This window comes from Acidimicrobiia bacterium, assembly GCA_029210695.1.
Classification (GTDB): Bacteria; Actinomycetota; Acidimicrobiia; order Spongiisociales; family JAHEDJ01; genus JAHEDJ01.
Genome location: JARGFH010000004.1, coordinates 35,426 through 56,679, shown reverse-complemented (window position 1 = coordinate 56,679; position 21,254 = coordinate 35,426). Strand labels below are relative to the sequence as shown.

General features: G+C 62.1%; 18 protein-coding genes. 7 read left to right on the top strand and 11 right to left on the bottom strand.

Annotated features, from left to right (window positions below; all coding sequences use genetic code 11):
* The first annotated feature begins 32 nt into the window (after positions 1–32).
* Together P1T08_02200 and P1T08_02195 are read left to right on the top strand one after the other, a co-directional pair.
* Positions 33–1,865: a cyclic nucleotide-binding and patatin-like phospholipase domain-containing protein gene (locus P1T08_02200; GenBank protein ID MDF1594900.1), complete on the top strand. Its 1,833-nt coding sequence runs from the start codon at positions 33–35 to the stop codon at positions 1,863–1,865.
* Positions 1,866–1,996: 131 nt separating this feature from the next.
* Complete coding sequence (locus P1T08_02195; GenBank protein MDF1594899.1) at positions 1,997–2,776, top strand: MBL fold metallo-hydrolase; 780 nt, start codon at positions 1,997–1,999, stop codon at positions 2,774–2,776.
* A gap of 53 nt (positions 2,777–2,829) precedes the next feature.
* On the opposite strand, the gene P1T08_02190 is transcribed toward P1T08_02195, so the two are convergent.
* Both P1T08_02190 and P1T08_02185 read right to left on the bottom strand, forming a co-directional pair.
* The gene (locus P1T08_02190) at positions 2,830–4,221 is read right to left on the bottom strand and encodes an ATP-binding protein (protein ID MDF1594898.1); all 1,392 of its coding nucleotides are present in this window, start codon (positions 4,219–4,221) and stop codon (positions 2,830–2,832) included.
* Positions 4,218–5,876, bottom strand: coding sequence for an FAD-dependent oxidoreductase (locus P1T08_02185; protein MDF1594897.1), 1,659 nt, complete (start codon positions 5,874–5,876; stop codon positions 4,218–4,220). The genes P1T08_02190 and P1T08_02185 overlap by 4 nt, the downstream gene beginning before the upstream one ends.
* 206 nt (positions 5,877–6,082) lie before the next feature.
* Here P1T08_02185 and P1T08_02180 point away from each other — a divergent pair, with 206 nt between their 5' ends.
* Positions 6,083–7,885 (top strand): cation:proton antiporter, encoded by a 1,803-nt coding sequence (locus tag P1T08_02180; protein MDF1594896.1) that lies wholly within the window; start codon positions 6,083–6,085, stop codon positions 7,883–7,885.
* 6 nt (positions 7,886–7,891) lie between these two features.
* On the opposite strand, the gene P1T08_02175 is transcribed toward P1T08_02180, so the two are convergent.
* The gene (locus tag P1T08_02175) at positions 7,892–8,197 is read right to left on the bottom strand and encodes a hypothetical protein (protein MDF1594895.1); all 306 of its coding nucleotides are present in this window, start codon (positions 8,195–8,197) and stop codon (positions 7,892–7,894) included.
* 153 nt (positions 8,198–8,350) lie between these two features.
* Between P1T08_02175 and P1T08_02170 the strand changes: the two genes are divergently transcribed.
* From P1T08_02170 to P1T08_02160, 3 genes are all read left to right on the top strand, one after another.
* Entirely contained in the window at positions 8,351–8,545 is a 195-nt protein-coding gene (locus P1T08_02170) for a hypothetical protein (GenBank protein ID MDF1594894.1), read from the top strand.
* A 68-nt stretch (positions 8,546–8,613) separates the two neighbouring features.
* Positions 8,614–9,279: a glycerol-3-phosphate acyltransferase gene (locus tag P1T08_02165; protein MDF1594893.1), complete on the top strand. Its 666-nt coding sequence runs from the start codon at positions 8,614–8,616 to the stop codon at positions 9,277–9,279.
* On the top strand, positions 9,276–10,109 hold the full coding sequence (locus P1T08_02160) for a DegV family protein (protein MDF1594892.1): 834 nt from the start codon (positions 9,276–9,278) through the stop codon (positions 10,107–10,109). Before P1T08_02165 ends, P1T08_02160 begins: the two co-directional genes overlap by 4 nt.
* A 36-nt stretch (positions 10,110–10,145) precedes the next feature.
* Here P1T08_02160 and P1T08_02155 read toward each other — a convergent pair whose 3' ends face one another.
* From P1T08_02155 to P1T08_02120, 8 genes are all read right to left on the bottom strand, one after another.
* Complete coding sequence (locus P1T08_02155; GenBank protein MDF1594891.1) at positions 10,146–10,883, bottom strand: alpha/beta fold hydrolase; 738 nt, start codon at positions 10,881–10,883, stop codon at positions 10,146–10,148.
* Complete coding sequence (locus P1T08_02150) at positions 10,883–11,551, bottom strand: hypothetical protein (protein ID MDF1594890.1); 669 nt, start codon at positions 11,549–11,551, stop codon at positions 10,883–10,885. The genes P1T08_02155 and P1T08_02150 overlap by 1 nt, the downstream gene beginning before the upstream one ends.
* 173 nt (positions 11,552–11,724) lie before the next feature.
* Positions 11,725–12,429 carry a respiratory nitrate reductase subunit gamma gene (gene narI / locus P1T08_02145; protein MDF1594889.1) on the bottom strand — a complete coding sequence of 235 codons (705 nt, stop codon included), beginning with the start codon at positions 12,427–12,429 and terminating at the stop codon, positions 11,725–11,727.
* On the bottom strand, positions 12,426–12,938 hold the full coding sequence (locus P1T08_02140) for a nitrate reductase (protein ID MDF1594888.1): 513 nt from the start codon (positions 12,936–12,938) through the stop codon (positions 12,426–12,428). Before P1T08_02140 ends, narI begins: the two co-directional genes overlap by 4 nt.
* A complete protein-coding gene (gene narH / locus P1T08_02135) occupies positions 12,935–14,446 on the bottom strand; it encodes a nitrate reductase subunit beta (protein MDF1594887.1) in 1,512 nt (503 codons plus the stop codon). Before narH ends, P1T08_02140 begins: the two co-directional genes overlap by 4 nt.
* Before the next feature lie 11 nt (positions 14,447–14,457).
* Positions 14,458–18,075: a nitrate reductase subunit alpha gene (locus P1T08_02130; protein MDF1594886.1), complete on the bottom strand. Its 3,618-nt coding sequence runs from the start codon at positions 18,073–18,075 to the stop codon at positions 14,458–14,460.
* Positions 18,072–18,869 (bottom strand): c-type cytochrome, encoded by a 798-nt coding sequence (locus P1T08_02125; protein MDF1594885.1) that lies wholly within the window; start codon positions 18,867–18,869, stop codon positions 18,072–18,074. Before P1T08_02125 ends, P1T08_02130 begins: the two co-directional genes overlap by 4 nt.
* A 78-nt stretch (positions 18,870–18,947) precedes the next feature.
* Positions 18,948–19,454, bottom strand: coding sequence for an Rrf2 family transcriptional regulator (locus tag P1T08_02120; protein ID MDF1594884.1), 507 nt, complete (start codon positions 19,452–19,454; stop codon positions 18,948–18,950).
* A 176-nt stretch (positions 19,455–19,630) separates the two neighbouring features.
* Here P1T08_02120 and P1T08_02115 point away from each other — a divergent pair, with 176 nt between their 5' ends.
* The gene (locus P1T08_02115; protein MDF1594883.1) at positions 19,631–21,247 is read left to right on the top strand and encodes an MFS transporter; all 1,617 of its coding nucleotides are present in this window, start codon (positions 19,631–19,633) and stop codon (positions 21,245–21,247) included.
* Positions 21,248–21,254 lie beyond the last annotated feature (7 nt).

Sequence of the window (21,254 nt, the reverse complement as noted above, 5' to 3'; positions counted from 1 at the left end):
CCGGTAGCGTGCCCCCCCGAGGGGAGTATCCGATGGGCCAACGCCGGAGTCGCGAAGCGAATCTGAAGTTGATTTCAACAATCCCGTTGTTCAGCGCGCTCTCAGAGGCAACGCTCAAGGAGTTGGTCGACTGCTCGTCCGACCGCCGCCTGGTGGGCGGTGAGATTCTCATGCGAGAGGGGGAAGCCGGAGACTCTATGTTTGTAGTTGTGAACGGCCGGCTCCGCGCCGACGTTCTCGCCGGCGACGGGTCGTCGACCGTCGTCGGTGAAATATCGGCGGGCGAAACCGTCGGCGAAATGGCGCTTCTGTCAGATCACCCGAGGTCGGCCACGGTCCGGGCGGTCAGAGACTCCAACCTGATCGAACTTTCCAGAGAGGTTTTCCACGATCTCGTCTCTCGCGAACCGGCCGCCCTCGCGGCGATCGCACGGATGATTGTTGCAAGACTCGGCCGGTCGATTCACTCAGGCGGCCGATCAGGGGAGGTACGAATAGTCGCGCTAGTCGCAGCCGGCCAGACCCGGGACATCATGCAAGCGGCCGGCCTGCTGGAGGACGCTCTGTCCAAACACGGAACGGTAGCGGTGGTGGACTCCAATCGATTCGAGCTGGTCGCGAATGGACAGCAATCCATGGATCTTGGCCGAATGGTTGAAGAGCTTGGAGCCGCACACGACAAGGTACTCTTGATTACAGACCACGCGTCGCCTGAGTGGACCCGGCGATGCATCGGACAAGCCGATCGAGTGTTGCTCATCGGGGAGCCCTCCGGAGATCCTTGGCCGAACTCCGTGGAAGAGGGCCTCCTCCACGAGATGGCGACCCGGGCACACACACGCGTCGACCTGGTGATGGTGCATGGTGCCGACGGCCCGATTCCGGCGCCAGTCTCATCATGGATAGAGCATCGGCCCGGGATCCGGCACTACAACCTTCGCCCTGGAACGGATGCGGGATTCCAGAGGCTTGCCCGGATTCTGACGGGTACGGCCGTCAATCTCGTTCTCAGCGGCGGCGGAGCGCGCGGCCTTGCACAGATAGGTGTTCTGCGAGCGTTGGAAGAGAGCGGCGTACCCATCGACTTCGTCGGAGGTGCCAGCTTCGGTTCGATTACAGCCGCCCACAAGGCGATGGGCCGCGGCTGGGAAGAGACCAGGGAACAGATGGTCAAGCATCTCGTCGATCTGGGATCCCCCGTCGACCTCACTCCGCCCCTCGTTGCCCTTGCCAGGGGCGCCAAAGTGAGGCATCAACTGAGAGGCACATTCGGTGAAGTCAACATCGAAGATCTATGGATCCGTTTCTTCTGCGTTTCCAGCAACTTGACCCGCGGGGAAGTCCAGGTCCACCAAACCGGAGCTCTGTGGGAGGCGCTGCGCGCCAGTATCTCTATCCCTGGAGTATTTCCGCCGATGCGCTCACAAGACGGTGACGTACTGGTCGACGGGGCGGTGATGAACAACCTCCCCGTCGATGTCGCGGAAACCCTCGGCGAACCGGGCCCGATACTGGCAGTCAATCTGCGAAGCCCGGCCGACATCGCGGCTCACGACCTGCCGCGGGATGGGGCACTCTCCGGGTGGAGAGCCTTGCGTCACCACTTCGCACCATGGCGAAAGAAGTCGGCTGTTCCGGGAATGGTACAGACGCTTCTCCGCACGTCGGAGATCGGCAGTGTCATCTCATCGAAGGTTTTTGAGCAGAGGGCTGATCTGGTATTCCGCCCTCCCGTATCCGACTTTTCGCTAATGGCGTTCGCGTCCTATGAGCAACTCATAGAGGTCGGCTACCGGCACGCGTTGCAGGTCCTGGAACAGAATGAGGCAAGCGAACGTTTGACAGAGTCGATTCTGAGTCACTGAATGGATCCTCTATCGCCAAGGAAGACGCGCTTGAGCCATCGAGAAACATCTCCAACGGTCCCTCCCCGGCAAGGGCGGCATCTGTGACCGATCCCCGACCAATCCTCACCTTCAGAGGTGTGCGCGGCTCAATGCCCGTTTCTGGTGGCAACACGAACCGGCACGGTGGGCACACACTCTGTATCGAGGTCACGTCGGCCGATCGCTCGGTTGTGTTGATCGATGGTGGAACCGGAATCACCCGCCTCCACCGGAACGGTGCAACTGGTGGCGCAACCGAGTATCACGTCTTCCTCACGCACTATCACTGGGACCACATCCAGGGACTGCTGTTCTTCCGCCCGCTCTACGACGAGTCCAACACCTTCACCTTCTACGGGCACCAATGGGACACGATGAGCAGCAAGGACGCCATCGAGGGAGCTCTACGACCGCCATGGTTCCCCGTCTCAATCCAGGACACCGCCGCTCACAAGACCTATGTGACGATCTCAGACACGGTCCTCGAGGTCGGCGACCTCAAGATCACCGCTGCCCCTCTGCACCATCCGCAGGGTGTCACGGCCTACCGCATCGACGGTCCCAAGCACTCGGTGGTGGTGGCGACCGATTGTGAACGCGGAGACCAAGAGGCGGACGAGACTCTCCGGCGACTGGCGACCGGCGCCGATACGCTCATCCACGACGCCCAGTACAGCCCGGCCGAGTACGAGGACCACTACGTCGGCTGGGGCCACAGCACCTGGGCGCAGGCGGTCCAGGCGGCCCAAGACGCCGGGGTCAAGCGACTCATTCTCGTCAGTCACGATCCGGCCAGAAACGACGACGAGATCGATGCTCTCGTCGAGCGGGCACGAGGGGAATTCGCAGACACCACCGCCGCCTATGAAGGCATGCAACTCGAGTTGTAGTCGGACACCTGCAACCCAGAACCCAAAACCTAGAACCTAAGACCTGAGAGTGTCTATTTCCCCTGCGTCAGCGGCAGCTCCACCCTGAAGACCGTCCGGCCCGGCTCGGATTCAACCGTGAGGTTTCCCCCGTGGTGGTGGATGATGATGTTGCGGCTGATGTCGAGCCCCAGGCCCGTCCCGGACCCCGGCGGCTTGGTTGTGAAGAACGAGTCAAAAACGCGCGACTGGATATCTGCGGGAATTCCCGGGCCGTTGTCTTCGATCTCGACCACCACCCCCGACTCGGAAGGCCGGGCCCGCACGATGAGCCGCCCGTCCTCTCGCCCTGCGAGCGCATAGAGCGCGTTGTCGATCAAGTTGGTCCACACCTGATTCAGTTCGCCACCGAGCGCCTCGATGTGAGGCAGTTCCACTGCGTAGTCACGCTGCACGTCGACGCCTTTGGCCTTGTGGGCGAGCAACAGGAGAGTGTCGTCGAGGCCCGCCGTCACATCTACGTTCTGAACCGGCGCTTGATCCAGATAAGCGTACGATTTCAGAGCCTTGACGATGGCGGACATCCGACGGGTCCCTTCTTCGATCTGATGCAGCATCGAGAGCTGATCCTGGGCCGCGTCGAGCAGACCGATCACGGCGGCAAGCCGGCCGGCATCGACCCGATCGGCCAGAGCCGTCAGCTGTTCCACCGAGATGCCGGCCTCGGTCAGGCCGGGCGCCAGCTCCCAGCTTCGATCGACGCCGTGCTCGACCAGCCACTCCTCGATGGCGTCTTCGCGATCGGTTCGATCCATCGCCGAGAGGGACGAGCCAACCCCCTTTCTCTCGTGGAGCGCCTCGAGGGTCGCCGCAACGAATTCGAGTTCGGTCGGGTCGAGGCTGGCAGCAGTGGCAGACCGCGCATCCCCGTAGCGCACCATTGCCTCCATCAACTGGCCGGCACTCCGATTGACTGCCGCGGCGGGGTTGTTCAGTTCGTGAGCGAGCCCGGCGGTCAGGGTACCGAGCTGTGCCATTCGTTCCGACTGTTGCAGGCTCGATTGCGTGTCCCGCCACCGGTCGAGCATCACCTCGAAGAACGCCCGTGCCGCCGATGGGCTGGAATCGAGAAGCTGGTCGAGTTGTGCTTTTGGAATGGCGAGCAGCGTTGTATCCGTCCTGGCTCGAACGGACGCGTTTCTCGGCGCGTCTTCCAACAGGGCCATTTCACCGACCACTCCATCCGACTGGACGGCCAGCAGCACCTCGCCTCCAGCGGCTGCCTTCACGATCTCGATCTGACCGTCGAGGACCACGAATGCCCGATCGCCCGGATCGCCCTCTGCGAACAGGACTACGCCGGCCGGCAGTTCGAGCTGCTCGGTGCCTACACAAAGACGTTCGAGGTCCTCGTCCCGGAGGTCTGAGAAGAGCGGTACGGTCCGAAGGCGCTCGACGAGGGTCATGCAGTCTCGAGGTACTTGTGAATGAAGCTCACCCCGGTAGCCCCCTGCCCGACAGCTGAGGCGACCCGGCGGATCACATTGGCGCGGACGTCTCCTGCGGCGAAGATGCCGGGAACGCTGGTTTCCAGGAGAAATGGATCACGGGCAAGTGGCCAGGCTGGATGTCTCACACCGTCGACCATGAGGTCGGTCCCCGTCAGGATGAACCCCTTGGCGTCTCGTTCGACGACTCCCTCCACGAACCCCGAGTGGGGGACGGCACCGATGAAGACGAAGAGGCCGGCAGCCTCATGGTTCTGTTCGTTCCCATCGACCCGGTTGCGAGTGGTAAGTCCCTGCAGGCGCCCGCTACCTTCGACCCCTGCTACTTCGCTGCTCAATAGAACCCGGATGTTCTCAGTGGCGGCAATCTGATCAACCAGGTACTGCGACATTCGGGCCTCCAGGGAGTCGCCGCGGACGATGATGGTCACGGTCCCGGCGAACTTGGACAGCATCATCGCCGCCTGACCGGCAGAGTTGGCACCACCGATGACGAAGACGTCCTCTCCGCGATATGTAACAGCTTCCGACACGGCGGCGCCGTACCAGATGCCGGCACCAATCAGAGGCCCGGCACCGGGTACGTCGAGGGTACGAATGGTCATACCGGTGGCGATCAATAGGGCACGGCAGCTGAGTTCCGTGCCATCGTTGAGCGTCACGATCTTCGTCGGGTCTTCAACCCGAACCGAGGTCGCCTCTACGGCCGTGAGGATCTCCGCGCCGAGGCGCTCGGCTTGCGCCGTGGCCCGACGGGCCAGATCGGCCCCACTGATCCCCTTAGGAAAACCCAGATAATTCTCGATCCGGGAAGAGGTTCCTGCTTGACCTCCCGTTGCGTGTCGCTCGATCAGGGCGGTGTGGAGACCTTCGGATGCCCCGTACACCCCGGCACCGAGACCGGCCGGACCGGCCCCGATGATCACCAGGTCGTAATGAGTGGTGGACGGCGACGTGTGCAATCCGGCGTGTTCGGCAAGCAGGCGGTGGTCGGGTTGCTCGAGTCTCGTCCCGTCCGGGAACAAGACCAGCGGCAGCCGGGCTACGGCCTCCCCGGCGGATACCACAGCCCGGGCGTCCGGATCCTCTTCGATATCCATGAACCGATAGGGCACCTGATTCCGTGACAAGAAGTCCTTGACGTCGTAGCTGTCCGGTGACCAGCGGGCACCGATCACCCGGATGCCGTCGTAGGGGGCCGGATTATCCGCCTGCCAGTCATCAAGCAGGTCGTCGAGTATCGGATAGAGATGTTCCTCCGGTGGATCCCACGGCTTCATCAGATAGTGATCAAGGCCCACGTCATTGATGGCGGCAATCGCAGCCTCGGTGTCCGCGTAGGCGGTGAGCAGCACCTTTCCGGCATCTGGATAGAAGGCGATTGCCCCGGCGAGGAACTCCGTGCCGCTCATCTCCGGCATCCGTTGGTCCACGAGGAACAGGGCCACGACATCCCCGCGGCTCTGCAGTTCACGCACCGTCTGGAGTGCGTCCACGCCGGACGACGCCCGCACAATCCGGTAGTCCTCACCGTAGTGACGTCTCAGATCACGGGCGACCGAGGCAAGCACTTGCGGATCGTCATCGACTGCGACAATTGCCGGTTTGCTCATCGTCTCTCCCGGAGACAGACACACGCCGTGAGCATTAGAAACACTGCTGATCCTCCCTCCAGTCCGGAATTCGGCCGAACATCGCTTCAACATAGCGACACAGACGGGCAGCCGACCAGAAAATCCACCGAGTTCGCTCCCGGCTGAGCCTGTTTCCGTCATCCGCTCGAGCGAGTATCTTCTAGGCCCACACTCGAGAGGCACAGGTGAAAGACCCGTCCGTTCAGATCGCACTACTGGTCATCGTCGCGGTTGGCGCTACATGGCTCGCCGGGCGGCTCCACATACCCTCGATTCTGCTGCTCATGGCGGTCGGGCTCATTGCCGGCCCCGGATTCGGACTCATCGATCCCGATGCTCTATTCGGCGAGATCCTCACTCCGGTCGTGTCTTTGGCAGTCGGCATCATTCTCTTCGAGGGAGGGTTGAGCCTCCGCCTGAGAGAAATCGAGGGCCAGCAACGCGTCATCTGGCTTCTGGTGTCGGCGGGCGTGCTGATCACATGGATGGTCGGAAGCGGTGCGGCACTGCTGTTCACAGACCTCCCGACCGGTGCAGCATTCCTCCTCGGTTCAATCCTGGTGGTGTCCGGACCGACGGTCGTGGGGCCGATCCTGCGCAGTGTTCGACCGAGCCGTTCTGTCTCGTCGATCCTCAAGTGGGAGAGCATCTTCATCGACGGTATCGGTGCGATGGTGGCCGTACTCACTTACGATTTCTTGCTGATCGGTTTCGACGAGAGCTCTCCGCTGTCGATCGGAGCGGACGTTCTGATGTTCGTCGTCGTAGGAGTCCTGGCCGGCGGCATTATGGCGGTACTCACCATCATCCCGCTGCGACGGCACTGGGTGCCGGAGCAACTCCTCTCACTGGTAGGCATTGCCGCGGCCCTCGCCGCATTCACCATCTCGAACGCGTTCATCCACGAGTCCGGGTTGCTCGCCACCACCGTCCTGGGGCTGATCCTGGCGAATCACCGTCCGATCCGCACCGAACAGATACTCCGTTTCTCGGAGGTCGTGCGGGTCTTGCTGATCGGAGCGCTCTTCATCATCCTCAGCGCCCGTCTCACCACCGACGATCTCGCCCTGCTCGGATTCGGAACCGTCGGTCTCATCGCCGCGCTGGTCATGATCGGACGTCCTCTCGCCGTCGCCGTAGCGACCTGGCGATCTGATCTCTCGAGGGCCGAGCGCTGGCTGCTGGCCGGAGTGGCACCGCGCGGGATCGTGGCAGCTTCGATCGCGTCCGTGTTCGCACTCGAATTAGAGTCCAGGGGCTATGCCGGAGCTGAGAAGCTGGTGCCTCTCACGTTCGCGGTGATCATGGCCACCGTCATTCTCTACGGCCTCGGCACCGGGCCGCTTGCCAGGCGGCTCGGATTGGCCGAACGCAACCAGCAGGGCATCCTGATCGTTGGTGCCGGAGTCGTCGAGCACTCAATCGCCCGAGCGTTGCACGACTCCGGGATTTCGATCGTCATGGCGACCACCAACCGCACCGACGAGTACTGGGCGAGAATGGACGGGCTCACAACCTTCTACGGCAACGTTCTCGACGAGGACATCGATCTCGAACTCGAACTGTCCGGTATCGGTCGACTCCTGGCGCTGACTCCAAACGATGAAGTCAACACGCTGGCCTGTCAACGATTCACCGATGTTTTCGGCGGTGCGGAAACGTATCAGCTGCCCGCCGCCGCGCTACCGGCCGGAATCGAGATCAGCGGAGCCCACCTCGGCGGCCGCACGTTGTTCGGCGATGACTTCGACTACGAGACACTCCGTCATGAGTTCGAATCCGGGGTTGTACTCCGTCGGACGGAGTTGTCCGATTCATTCGGCGCTGATGATCTCATGGAGCAGGAGGGTGGGGTCCGTCCTGCCTTCGTGGTCCGCAAGGAACGATTGAGCGTGGTGACCGCAGATACTTCCGAGCGGACCCTGTCCGGACTTCGAGGAGGCGACACGCTCATCTGGCTGACAGTTTCCGAACCGGAATCGGCCTAGCCGATCTCAACTTGCCGGTGAGTCGCCTCCATCACCTTCATGCTCGTTTCCAGGCAAGCGGCCCGCCTCCATTGCGAGTAGATCGCGCTGGACTCGTTCGAACTCGACTCGTTCGATCTTTCCGGCTGCATATCGACCAGCCACCCGCCGAAGGGGATCTTCTGTAGCGAACCGGCCGCGTTGGTTGAAGAGCACCACGCCGAGAGTCACGATCACCGCAAGAACCACCAGGATCGGAACGAGGTACCAGTACCCGAAACCGTCCATGTGACCACTCACAAAACCTCTTCGACCGAGATCAGCCAACACCATCGCTTTCTCCTTGCATGTCGCTATGAAGTGTGGTCCAGGGGTGTAAGAAGCCCCTGAAGACGACTTGAAGATCTGGTGAGACCGGGGTCGTTCGCCGGCCAACTGGGACTCTCGGCCCTGGATGGAGTTGAACCGGGCGGATATGCTCGCAGCATGACGGCACTCGGCATCGTCCTCATCGTCTACGGCATCGCGGTGGTGGCCATAGCCTTCATGAAGCCGCCGGCCATTTGGAACATCAAGAAGATCCAGGGTTTTGTGAGTGCTCTGACCGAAACCGGTACGGTGATCTTCTTCATCGTCTGGGGTATCGCCGCCATCGTCATCGGAATCGTCCTTCTGGTTTGAACGTCGTCGACCCCCGGTGATCCCGGGCATTTGCGAATGCCCGCTGCTCAATCGCATAGTCTGAGTCCATGGGATTGAGAGCCTGCTTCCGGCCCGTCGCAGCCATCGGTCTCGGGTACCTGGCCGGTTCCGTCCCGTTTTCGAATCTCGTGGCTCGTAGGACGAAGGGCGTTGACTTGCGCGAGGTCGGCACGGGGACCGTTTCAGGTTCGGGGCTGTACTACGAGGCCGGCCTTGGGCCGTTGCTCGTCGGCGGCATCCTCGATGTCGCCAAGGGAACGACCGGTCCGCTCGTGGCAGGGAGCGCCAGCCCGATGCTGGCAGCCCTCGCAGGTGGGGCCGCGGTGATCGGTCACAATTGGTCGATCTTCCTTGGCGGGGCAGGCGGCAGGGGCATATCCCCCGCCATGGGTGCCCTCCTCGTTAACGGATGGCAGGGGAGCCTCGTTCTGTTGGGAGGGGTCACCGTCGGCCGTATGGCGCGGCTGACTTCGGTGGGCGCACTCTTTTCCTACCTGGCTCTCATCCCGGTGCTGGCAGCCAAGCGCGGGCGCGGCGGAGCAATCGCCGCCGTCGCCGTCGTTCTCCCGATCCTGGCCAAGCGCATCGCAGGTAATCAACCAGCGGGGGGTGCGAAGCCCTGGAAGACGAGGTTCATCCGCCTCGTGTTCGACCAGGATTCACCTCCGCCGATCGAATGGGCACGTCGCCAACCGGGGAGCAGTGGCCAATGACCGTCACCGTTATCACCGACAGCGTTGCCACCATCCCCTCCGGGGTAGCGAATGAGACGGGAGTGATCGTCGTCCCCGAGCGATTCACGCTCGGGGAAAAGTCTTACCTCGACGGCGAAATGGGCCTCGAGGAGGTTGTAGAGCGCATCGATGAAGGCTTCACGACTTCAGGACCGTCGCCGGGTGACTTCCTGCAAGCGATCGAGGAGCACGGAACCGATGACGGCGTGCTGATCGTCACCGTCTCTTGTGGGCTCGCCTCCGGAACCCACGACAGCGCCCACACTGCGTCGCGGCTCTCATCGGTCCCTACACGGGTCCTCGACTCGCGGACGGCAGCCGGCGCGCAGGGGCTGGCCGTCCTCGGCGCCACTCGATGCGCCAACCTCGGCTGGTCGCTCGATGCGGTAGCCGGCGAGGCTGAGTACATCGCCGGGCGGGTCCGGCTGGTCGCTCGACTGGACGATCTGGGCTGGTTGGCACGAGGAGGCCACGTCCCGTACATCGCCGCCCGGGCGGGAGACATGGTGGGGGTCAAGCCTCTGGTCGAGGTTCGCCACGGGAAGGTGCATGCTCTCCGCCCGGCTCTGAGCGACGAGTCTGCCAGTGAACGCTTGTTGGATATCTGGCGGTCATCGAATCCTGGCAACGCCCGCCTCCACATCGCCGGCCTGCACGCCCTGGGAGCAGAGACCGCCGTTCGTCTGCTGGACGCGGTCCGGTCGGAAGTTGAACCGGAAACCGAGTTCATGGGCTATTTCGGCACCGTAATGGTGATGCATTCCGGACCAAGCCTTACGGGCCTCGCCTGGTGGTGGGATGAGAGGTAGTCGCGGGTCGCGAGTTTCTAGTCGCGAGTTGCGGTTTCAGGCTGGAGCCGTCGCCAGTGCCCAATCGATTGCCCGACGAATTGAGGGGATGCCCCTCCTGTCGAATGCATGCCCCATGCGTGGGACAAGCTCGAGGCGAGTTGGTCCGACCGCCGCCAGCACCAGTCGTCTCGCCTCGCCGGTGTGGATGAAAGAATCGGCCTGTCCGTGGACCACGGCGAGAGGCACCCTGATACTCGAGACCAGAGCCTCGGGGGGAGGTGGATTCGTCCATAGCGGGTGGATGCGAACCCGCAGAAACCGGGCGGCCAGGTAGCGGCCGAGTTTCGTCCGGGTCATGAGTATCGCCAGAACTGCCGAGGCACTCCTCGGGACTCGCCACCGCGCCGGTGAACTGAGGCTCACGGCGCCGGCCAGCCCATGGTCAGTGGCGGCATAACGCAAGGCGGCGATGGCTCCCATCGATGCACCGAACACCACCACCGTGCCGGATCTCAACCTGGCCTCTCGCACAGCTGCCTCCACATCGAACTGCTCGCTGTCTCCCAAAGTGCACAGGCCTTCAGAATCGTTGTGACCCCGGGAGTCGTACGTCAGCACGTCGTGGCCGGCATCGGCCAATCCGCGAGCGAACTCGTCAACCTCTGGATCGTCCTTCGACGCAGTGAACCCGTGGGCAATGACTACGGCGGTTCCACGAGGATTAGAGGTTGCCGGCAACCAGCGACCCTGCAACGTGAAGCCGTCGCGAGTGACGAATTGCAGACCTTGCATCAAACCACGATATGCGTGCTGACGGGCAATGCCGGGATGGCGGTTGCGAGCAGTCCGTGACGGCGCATCGATCGGAAGAACACAGAGGTTGAAACGCCGATGGCCGCCGCAGTGAGTGCGAGCGTTCCGGCCGTTTTGGCAGCCAGAAAGACGGGAACCGGCTGACTGACGAGCAACCAGAACCCCAGAGCGGCGTTGGCGAGTTGCACCAGCGCCCACAAGAGGGTGATGCGGAGGAAGTAGCTTCGCACAGCCGGATGACTCCGAAAGGCGTCCGGCATCGGCAGAAAGTCCTCGGCGAGCCGGGCGGCCAGCGGTCGACCGGCCGGAACGGAGAGCAAGAAGGCGGCAGCCACGACGACGGTACCGAGCGTCGGCTGGAGGAAGTAGAAGAACACCGACCGGGTCGAGATTGCCAGCACGGTGCGCACAGTCATCCCAAGTGCGCCCAGCAAGAGGATCCCGGGGACGCGCTGGCGTCGGTGCACTCGATATGCAACCGCTCCCCACGACCAGAAGAGGGCAACTCCGATCGCTCCCCAAATCCCGACAATCCACAGGAAGACATAGAACAAAGCCAGCGGAATAACCACACCCTCGAGCAGTGGGCGGATGGCATGTCGCGCGAGCGAACGAAGCGAGGGGGGTTGGAAGGTGGGGGCGTTCATAGAAAGGAATCGGCACGAGCGCCCCGGATCTTGAGCCGGGACGGTCGAAGCCGCGCGCAGCTTACCGGGCGGTTAGCAATGCGCAAGAGGTACTTTGTGGCAGGTAACCCCTTCTGGCGTCAGGAACCGGCCAGAATTGCGCGCTTTCTGACGCCAGAACGAGTGGGGAAGGGTCAGACGCCGGTTCCGACCCTGGTCGGGGTCTTCTGGTCGCGCCGTACCCAGGTGACCAACTGCCACGGTCGGATTAGATACTGGAACGGCACCGTGATGATGTGCACCAACCTTGAGAACGGGAACGCCACCAGGAACAACCAGAAGAGGGTGGCGTGCGTCTGCAGCACGAGCGGGACGTTGACCACCAGTTCCGGTCGGGGCCGCAAGGTCAACAACGACCAGATCCACGGCACAAACACGCCGGTACCCCAGAACGAACCCCAGCGATAGCCGACGGCGATCCATAGGCCGGTGATGATCTGCGCGAGTAGAAGCGTGAGCACTACGAAATCCATCGGCGTCGTAACCACCCGCACCCGCCGCGAGGTAAGGCGCCGGTGGATCAGCACCACCAGCCCCGCCAGCGCCCACAGACCGAGGGAGAATCCCGTGATCTCGAGGAGATACAACCGCACCGGGGCGCCATTCCACGCCTGAAATCCGACCGGGACGAGAAGGGCCAGGAGGTGACCGACGAGGATCGCCAGGACCCCCCAATGAAACGAGATCGAGCCCCAGAAGAGCTGACGATTCTCCAGCAGCTGGGTCGACAGCGAAGACACAGAGAACTTCCGGAATTTGAGCCGGTAAACCGTGCCCACAATCGCGAGCGCCAACGCGACATACGGGAGCACGACAAACAACAGGACGCCATCGCTCATTGCTCACCTCCAACCGTGGACGGGACATCGACCTCGGAAATTGCTTTCAGGAGGTGCCGGTACGGGTTGTCGCGTTCTGCCTCTTTCAACTCACCACGCATCTTTGCCACCGCGGTGGGCAACACCTCGAGGAGGGTCGCCGGCACCGGGCCGGCAACCGCCAGGAGTCGGAGCACGGGAGCAAGATGGTCGGGCAACTCGCCACCGGCGTCGACGCCCGCCTCCTCCTGCGCCACCTTGAGCTCCGCCATGAACTCCCCCCGGTGATAGTTGTCCCCCCAAATCACCCAGCCGACGTACGGCACGAACAAGGGCCCGAGATCCAGCGTTCGTGTGTGCAGCTCTTCCCACTCGGCGAGACTGAGATCGCCGACCGATTCGATGAAGTGGCTGAAGTGCCTACGCACCCCGGCCGAGTCGAGCTTCGCCATCGCCGCCCGCAGTTCTTCGAGGCGGCCCGGACGGGGGTATTCGAATCCCTCGGCCAGCGGCGCGAAGTCCCACATCATGCACCTCGCTTCGGAACCGACGTGTAGCCCAGTCCGGTCTCCCCCTTGCGGGCGAGCGGGTCGCCGTACATCGCCTCTGCAGACATCTCCCGGTGATAGGGCGGGAACACGAATCGTTCCTGCATGGTCGGGAGCGTGGTCATCCGGTAGATGGCCTCGATCTCTTCGGGTGTCGTGCCCGCCGACTCGATCATGGCCAACGTTGCCTCATCGATCACACCTTCCACGCTCTGGCGGCGCTTGTAGATGCGGACCGCCAGCATCTTGCGCAGGATCTTTTCGATGACCTCCTCATTGCCGGCCGAGAAGAGATTGGCCAGGTACTTGATCGGCAGTCTCGCCTTCTCGAGGCCCTGGAACAGCTCGAAATCGATCTGTTCGGGCGAGATGTCGAGTCGTATGAGACCCTGCTCGATGGTGGATACCACCGGCGAAAGGGGCGGAATGTAGAACATCATGGCGATCGTCCGGTACTCGGCGTGCAGTGGCAGGGCCAGCTTCCACTCCTTGACGAACTTGTAGGCCGGGGAGTTCTGCGCAGCCGCGATCCATCCGTCGTCGAGACCGTTTCTCTTGGCCGCCGCCACCACCGCGGGATCGAACGGATCGAGGATCACCTCGTTCTGCCGGTCGAAGAGTTCTTCCTCGGGACCCTCCGCCGCCCATTGAATGAGGTCGGCGTCGTAGAGGAGTACTCCCATGTAGCGAATCCGGCCAACACACGAATGGGCGCAAGCCGGGGCCTGACCCGTTTCCATTCTGGGGAAGCAGAGAATGCACTTCTCCGATTTGCCGGTCGACCAGTTGTAGTAGACCTTCTTGTAGGGGCAAGCAGACACGCACATCCGCCAGGCACGGCACTTGTCCTCGTTGACCAGCACGACGCCGTCCTCGCCCCGTTTGTAGATGGCGCCGCTCGGGCACGCTGCCACGCAAGCCGGATTCAGGCAGTGATTACAGATCCGGGGCAGGTAGTTGAAGACCACCCGCTCGATCTCAGCCATCTGTTCCTTCACCTCGGCAGCCACGCCTGCGAAGTTGGGATCGTTGGCGGCATAGATGTTGGATCCAGACAAGTCATCGTCCCAATTCGGACCTGCCTCGATGTCGATCGGATCACCGGTAATCGCTGAAATGGGAATCGCGGTCGGTTGATGCTCCCCTTCCGGGGCGTTGAACAGATCCTCGTACCGGAACGTGAACGGTTCGTAGTAGTCGTCCAACTCCGGCAGCGCCGGGTTGTAGAACAGGTTGGCGAGACCCCGCGACCGGCTGTGGAGCTTCAACTCGACGCCAACCCAGTTCTTCTCCCACCCACCCCGGTAGTGCTCCTGGTCCTCCCACCCGGTCGGGTAGCCGGTGCCGGGCCGGGTCTCGACGTTGTTCCACCACATGTACTCGGCGCCCTTGCGGTCGGTCCACAGGTTCTTGCAGGCGACGCTGCACGTGTGACATCCGATGCATTTGTCGAGGTGGAACAGCATGCTCATGTGGGCTCTGACGTCCATGGTTCCTCCTCTCAGTAACTCGGCTTGTCGATACGGCGGACATAAACGAACGTATCCCTGTTCACCCCTGTTGGCCCCCAGTAGTTGAAGGCGTAGGTGAACTGGGCGTACCCGCCACTCATCAGAACCGGCTTGAGCCGGGTTCTCGTCAGCGAGTTGTTCATACCGGCTCGCTTCTTGCGCAGCGGCGAGATCGGGATCCCGACCGTTCGCTCGGTGGCGTGATAAACGAACACCGTTCCCTTCGGAATGCGGGCCGACGTGATGCACCTCTGCACGAACACGCCGTTGTCGTTGAACAGCTCCACCCAGTCGTTGTCCGAGATTCCCATCTCGGCAGCTTCTTTGTCGTTGAGCCAAACCGGATAGCCGCCCCGCGACAGGGTCTTCATCCGGATGTTCTCCGAATACGTCGAGTGAATGCTCCACTTGCCGTGCGGCGTGATGTAGTTGAGCAGCCGTCCCTGCGCCTCGTTGGCACTGAACTCCGTCTCCGACAGCATCGTGTGATCGGGCCGGGGCTTGTACGTGGGCAGATGTTCGCCCCAGTCAAGGTAGTTCTCGTGATCGAGATAGAAGTGCTGACGCCCGGTCAATGTTCGCCACGGAATCAGTTCCTCGACGTTCAGAGTGAACGGGCTGTAGGCCCGACCGTGGTTGATCTTGGCGCTCCACGTCGGGGTGGTGAGCACCCGGCGCGGTTGCGACACTAGGTCCGAGAATCGGATCCGGGTGTTGCGCTGCCCGTCGGAGAGATGAGTGAGCGAGAGACCGGTCTTCGCCTCTTCGGCTTCGAAGGCGCGGTGGGCTAGTTCACCGTTGCTGGCCGGGTCGAGATGCAGAATCGCCTCACATACCTCGCGGTCTTGCTCGAGCGACGGGTATGGACGTCCGTTGAGACCGGCAATACCGATATCGCGCGGTTGGCGCTGGATGAGTTCCGCATAGGCGTCCGCCACCGGAATGGTGAGGCCGTGCGCGTTGACACCGTTCTTCTCGACTCCGCGCCCGAGCGAGACCATCTTCTCGTAGAGATTCCTGAAGTCCCGCTCGACGATCCGGAACTTGGGCATCGTCTTGCCGGGAATGGCCTCTACCTCACCCTTGAACCAGTCGAGAACCTCCGGCTGCGCCATTTCGTCCGGCGTGTCGTGTTGTAGCGGCAGCATCACAACGTCCTTGACCGGCTCCGGGAAGTGAGGGGCAGACAGCTCGGCGACTTTGGCCGCCACCGACTTGAAGATCAGCCAGTCCGACTTCGACTCCCATGACGGTGGAACCGCCGCTTGCATCGGGTTGATGTAGGAGTGCATGTCCGTCGAGTTGAGATCGTCCTTTTCGTACCAGGTGGCGGCAGGCAGCACGATGTCGGAGTAGAGAGCACTCGTATCCATCCGGAAGTTGAGATCGACGACCAGATCGAATTTGCCGATCGGCGCATCCGTGCGGAAGTTGACTTCAGAGACGGTCTCACCGGCTAGCTCTCCGGCGACCGCCGTCGAGTGGGTTCCCAGGTAGTGGCGCATGAAGTACTCGTGTCCCTTGGCGCTGGTCCCGATGGCATTGCCACGCCAGATGAACCAGGTCCTCGGCCAGTTTTCCGGGGCGTCCGGGTCATCGATGGCGAACTCGACCTCCCGGCTCTTCAGCCGTTCCACCACATACGAGATGATCTCATCGTCCGTCGTGGCCCCACTCGCCTGCGCCTCCTTGACCAGATCCAGCGAGTTCTGCTTGAACTGCGGATAGAACGGCAGCCAACCCCGGTGCACGGCCCGCACCTGGTGGTCGATGGTGTGATCGTCGGTCGAGGCGTGTTCGGGCAGCGTGTCGTAGTCTGAGTATCCCCGCTCGTACCTCCACTGGTCGGAATGGACATAGTGGAACGACGGGCTGTTTTGCTGGCGAGACGCCACCCCCCAGTCGCCACCAAAGGCGATTGATCCCCAGGAAGCCTGGTTGACCAGCTTCTCTTGTCCGACGTAGTGCCCGAGGCCCCCACCGTTCACGCCGACACACCCGGTCAGCATCAGGGCAACGATGCCAGACCGGTAGAGCAGATTGTTGTGGTACCAGTGGTTGGCACCTGCTCCGATGATGATCAAGTTCTTGCCGTTGGTCTTCTCGGCGTTGTCGACCCAGTCTCTGGCGAAACGAATGACGGTGTCACGGTGGATGCCCGTGAACTGCTCCTGCCAGGCGGGGGTATAGAGGGCTTCTGCGTCGTTGAGGTCGGCGGCGTAGTCGCCGCCGAGATCACGATCGACGCCGAACTGAGCAACCATGAGATCGAACACCGTGGTGACTGCGACACGGCCTCGGTCGGTTTCGACATACCGAACAGGAACACCCCGGCGCACCGAACCGCCGCCGACGAACTCATCGAACTCGACGTCAACGACACCGTCGTTCGAACCGACAAACGTCAGTTCAGGATCAAGCGCTTCTCCGTTGAGACCGTCGACCAACTCGAGGTTCCATTTGCCCTTGTCTTCTTTCGCCCAGCGGTAACCGATAGTTCCCTGCGGCATCCGCGGGCGACCCGAGTGGCGGTCCCACCAGAGGAGCTTCCATTCACCGTTCTCGGCGTCGCGATATTCGTCAACGCGGTTCGCCCGCAGGCATTTCACTGGGCGTGAGCCGTCGAGTTCCACCAGAAACGGCATGTCGGTGTACTGCTTCACATAGTCCTGGAAGTAGGGAACTTGCCGGTCGACGTAGCTCTCCTTGAGGATCACATGGTTGACGGCCATCCAGAAGGCGCCGTCCTGGCCGGGATTCGAGGGAATCCACCAGTCGGCGTACTTGGCCACTTGACTGAAGTCGGGGCTGAACACGGTGAGCTTGGCGCCGGCGTGCCGGACCTCGGAAATGAAGTGGCAGTCGGGTGTTCTCGTCATGTTGAGGTTGGAGCCCATGACCGCCACGAAGCGGGAGTTGTACCAGTCGGCCGACTCATGGACGTCGGTTTGCTCGCCCCAGATCTCCGGTGAGGCGGGCGGCAGGTCGCAGTACCAGTCGTAGAAGCTCATCACGACGCCACCGAGCAAGCTGAGGAACCGGCTGCCGGCCGCGTAGCTGATCTGCGACATCGCCGGGATCGGTGAGAAACCTATGACCCGATCCGGGCCGTGTTGTTTGGTTGTGTGCACCACGGAGGCCGAGGCGATCTCCAGCGCTTCGTCCCAGGACATCCGGCGGAACCCGCCCTTACCGCGGGCGGTCTGGATACGTTTCCTTTTCTCCGGATCGTCCATGATCGACTTCCAGGCTTCAACGGGATCGCCGTGGATGGCTTTGGCCTGCCGGTAGAGGTCGATGAGCGCGCCGCGTCCGTATGGATACTTCACGCGAATCGGACTGTAGAGGTACCAGGAGAAGCTGATGCCGCGCTGACAACCGCGCGGTTCATATGGAGGCAGGCCGTCTTCGAGTTGCGGGTAGTCCGTGGCCTGGAGTTCCCAAGTGACGATTCCGTCCTTGACGAAGACTTCCCAACTGCACGAACCGGTGCAATTCACACCGTGGGTCGTCCGAACCCGTTTATCGTGCTGGAAACGGTTGCGATAGAACTCCTCCCATTTCCGCTCTGCCGGAGCCTCTTTGTCTCTGATCCATTCGGTACTCATCGTTGGCTCCTCAACTGCCGTGCGAATCCCGGCCGCCGACTGCGCGGCGCCAGCAACATCAATGCGAACAGAGCAACAACGCCGAGGGCGCCGCCCAAAACCAGTACGTCGGGCCCCCCGGATGGCTGCACATTCGAGAGGGAGGCGAAGTAGGCGGCCAGGTCTGACCTCTCCTGGTCGGCGATGGGGCTGTCGGAAAAGAGCGGCTGCATGGTTGCCGACGGAGGGCTGACCAATGCGGCTGCTACAGCTTCTTCGCCGCCGTACCGGTTGGACAGATCAGTGAGATCGGGCCCGAGGGCCGGTCCGTTTAGAGCCTGGAAGCCGGCTGCGGTGTGGCACGAAGCACACGCAGGAGCCCCGTTCTCCAGACGTTCGCCTCCCGTGAAGAGGTCCTTCCCTCTGGCTGCGTCACCGGGTTCGAGTCCCCCGGTCTCAGCAGGAATGAACACGCCGGCCTGGATGTAGCCGATCACCGCATCGATCTCGGGACCCGAGAGATCCGGGAAGGAAGGCATCTCTCCGTCGTATGAGACTCCGAGAACATCAAGTGGGCCGGACTTGCCTTCTGCCAATACGGTCTTGACGTATTCGGTGTCCTGCACACGGTCGTTGCCGACCAAAGGAGGGAACGATCCACTCACGCCTACACCGGTACCCTGGTGACAGGCCGCGCAGCTGGCGAGGAACACCTCTCGGCCGTCGACTTCCTCCTGTGCGCCGACTGCGGGCGGAAACAGCATGACGACTGCGGTACCTCCCACGATCAGCGCCAGGCACAGTGACCGTCTCATGCCCTTTCCTTCCCTCTCTCGATCTATGAAGTGCACTTCTCTCCCCGATGCCTTCCGAGATCCAATCGATCCGACTTGCTATCTCTTCCTATTGTCCGACTTCCTCGGCAGCCGGGGAGTTGGAATCTTGTGAGGTGGTGTGTCCTCGGGAATCTGATGGGTGCCGGCAGCAAGTTCTTCATCAATACTTACCAGATCCGCGAACGACGTGGTCGACAGTTGCTCGGCCATGGCGTTCTGGGCGCGCGCCCAAGGGACATGCACCGGGCAGTTGTTCTCCCATGAGCACGGTCCTCCCTGCAGCACGCATACGTCGAGAGCGATCGGCCCCTCAGCGGCTTCGACAACCTCGAGGAGCGAGACCTGACCTGGTTGCCGGGCGAGAACGTATCCGCCGGTGGGGCCGGCAACGGCCTCGAGCAGGCCATGCTGAACGAGATTGGCAAGGATCTGAGTGAGATACCGGTTCGGTATATCCATCTCCGCGGCGATCTCCCGGGCCTTGCGGCGATCGCCATTGTGGCGGGCGATGTCGAGCACAGCTCGCACCGAGTAGTCGCCTTTTCTTCCGAGAGACGCCTGCATAACGCTGAGTATAGCACTTAACGTTTAGAGTTGCACTTGACGTTACGTGGAATTCCGACTACAAACACAACTGCGGGCGTCCATCGAAGGCGCGACACTGGTGCCGGAACAGACCCCAACGACCCGGGGGTTCGGGGAAGCCGGTCCGACAACAGCTCAGTTCAAAGGAGAGGGACATGAGTCAGGACGATCGGTCACCGTCCACGGCTGATACGCCGCCGAAACTGCTCGACTTCAGCCAGGAGCGAATCCGGACACTCCACTACACCTGGATCGCCTTCTTCATGACCTTTTACGTCTGGTTCAACATGGCTCCGATGGCGACCACCATGTTGGATTCCGTCGGTTGGTTGACCGACGAGCACGTGAAGATCCTGTTGATCGCCAACGTCGCTCTGACGATCCCGGCCCGCATCGTGGTCGGAGCCCTCATCGACCGCTTCGGGGCACGCGTCGTCTTCTCGGGGTTGATGGTCCTCATGGCGCTTCCCGCCCTGGCCTTCGTTCTCGCCGACTCCTTCATGCAGATGCTGATAGCCCGCCTCGTGCTCAGTTCGGTCGGCGCCGGATTCGTCATCGGGATCAAGATGGTCGCTCAGTGGTTCCCTCCGAAGTACATCGGTAGAGCAGAAGGGTTCTACGCAGGTTGGGGAAACTTCGGATCCGCGTTCGCCGCTATGACGCTCCCCTGGTTTGCGATAACAGTCATGGACAACTGGTTCGGACTCGGTGACAACGCCTGGCGTTGGGCGCTCGGAGTAAACGGCTTCGTCATGGGTGCCTACGGGGTGCTGTATTACTTCCTGGTCCGGGATGTACCGGCGGGCGAGCAACTCCACAAAGCCAAGAAGACCGAGCCGATGATGGTTACGTCGTACCGTGACCTGACCCAGTATCTCGTCTGGTCGTTTCCGCTGGTTGGTGCCCTCGGGGTCCTCGCCTGGCGAATCAGCAACGTGAAAATCGACGGTGAGGCGGTCATCTCCGATGGAACGCTGTTTGTCATCTACGGCATTCTCCTGGCGGTCTACGTCGGCCACGTCTTCAAAACCCTTCAGATCAATCTCCCGTACCTTCGAGCAGGGGTTCCCGACGACGAGAAATACCACTGGGGCAGTGTCGCGGCTCTCAACAGCACTTATTTTGCCAACTTCGGGGCAGAGCTGGCGGTCGTGTCGATGCTGCCGAAGTTCTTCGAGAACACCTTCGTTCCTCTCACAGACAGTGGCGGCAGCCCGCTGGTCACGGCCACCGTCGCAGGGGTGGTGGCAGCCTCCTTCGCGTTCGTGAACCTGGGAGCCCGGCCACTGGGCGGGTACCTGTCCGACCGGATGGCCAACCGCAAACGAACAATGCTGATCTACATGGTCGGGATCGCAGTCGGGTTCCTCCTGATGGCATTCATCGGTCGATGGGGCAGCGGGGTAGACGCCGACGGCCTCAGGACCGTGGTCCCGATGTTCGGGGGGCTCTGGTGGTTGGTCGCCTCCGTGGCAATCACCGTCTTCGCCTCGGTGTTCGTGCAGGGGGCGGAAGGCGCGACGTTCGCCATCATCCCGATGATCAACAAGCGGATGACGGGACAAATCGCCGGAATGGCGGGGGCCTACGGCAACGTCGGCGCGGTCATATACCTGGTTCTCTTCTCGCTGGTTGACTCCAAGACGTTCTTCTTCGTCCTGGCGACCGGAGCGGCGCTCAGCTTCGTCGTGACCCTGTTGATGCTCGAAGAACCAAAGGATTCGTTTGTTGAGGAGTTCGTCCACGACGCAGAGGGGCGCCTGGAGGCATAGGTCAAAC

What these genes read in the sequence shown, in the direction of transcription:
- P1T08_02140 (MDF1594888.1), bottom strand. Translation starts at nt 12,938, where the DNA reads ATGATGTGGGACTTCGCGCCGCTGGCCGAGGGATTCGAATACCCCCGT.
- narI (MDF1594889.1), bottom strand. Translation starts at nt 12,429, where the DNA reads ATGAGCGATGGCGTCCTGTTGTTTGTCGTGCTCCCGTATGTCGCGTTG.
- P1T08_02125 (MDF1594885.1), bottom strand. Translation starts at nt 18,869, where the DNA reads ATGAGACGGTCACTGTGCCTGGCGCTGATCGTGGGAGGTACCGCAGTC.
- P1T08_02195 (MDF1594899.1), top strand. Translation starts at nt 1,997, where the DNA reads ATGCCCGTTTCTGGTGGCAACACGAACCGGCACGGTGGGCACACACTC.
- P1T08_02200 (MDF1594900.1), top strand. Translation starts at nt 33, where the DNA reads ATGGGCCAACGCCGGAGTCGCGAAGCGAATCTGAAGTTGATTTCAACA.
- P1T08_02120 (MDF1594884.1), bottom strand. Translation starts at nt 19,454, where the DNA reads ATGCAGGCGTCTCTCGGAAGAAAAGGCGACTACTCGGTGCGAGCTGTG.
- narH (MDF1594887.1), bottom strand. Translation starts at nt 14,446, where the DNA reads ATGGACGTCAGAGCCCACATGAGCATGCTGTTCCACCTCGACAAATGC.
- P1T08_02150 (MDF1594890.1), bottom strand. Translation starts at nt 11,551, where the DNA reads ATGAACGCCCCCACCTTCCAACCCCCCTCGCTTCGTTCGCTCGCGCGA.
- P1T08_02130 (MDF1594886.1), bottom strand. Translation starts at nt 18,075, where the DNA reads ATGAGTACCGAATGGATCAGAGACAAAGAGGCTCCGGCAGAGCGGAAA.
- P1T08_02175 (MDF1594895.1), bottom strand. Translation starts at nt 8,197, where the DNA reads ATGGTGTTGGCTGATCTCGGTCGAAGAGGTTTTGTGAGTGGTCACATG.
- P1T08_02190 (MDF1594898.1), bottom strand. Translation starts at nt 4,221, where the DNA reads ATGACCCTCGTCGAGCGCCTTCGGACCGTACCGCTCTTCTCAGACCTC.
- P1T08_02185 (MDF1594897.1), bottom strand. Translation starts at nt 5,876, where the DNA reads ATGAGCAAACCGGCAATTGTCGCAGTCGATGACGATCCGCAAGTGCTT.
- P1T08_02115 (MDF1594883.1), top strand. Translation starts at nt 19,631, where the DNA reads ATGAGTCAGGACGATCGGTCACCGTCCACGGCTGATACGCCGCCGAAA.
- P1T08_02165 (MDF1594893.1), top strand. Translation starts at nt 8,614, where the DNA reads ATGGGATTGAGAGCCTGCTTCCGGCCCGTCGCAGCCATCGGTCTCGGG.
- P1T08_02155 (MDF1594891.1), bottom strand. Translation starts at nt 10,883, where the DNA reads ATGCAAGGTCTGCAATTCGTCACTCGCGACGGCTTCACGTTGCAGGGT.
- P1T08_02160 (MDF1594892.1), top strand. Translation starts at nt 9,276, where the DNA reads ATGACCGTCACCGTTATCACCGACAGCGTTGCCACCATCCCCTCCGGG.
- P1T08_02170 (MDF1594894.1), top strand. Translation starts at nt 8,351, where the DNA reads ATGACGGCACTCGGCATCGTCCTCATCGTCTACGGCATCGCGGTGGTG.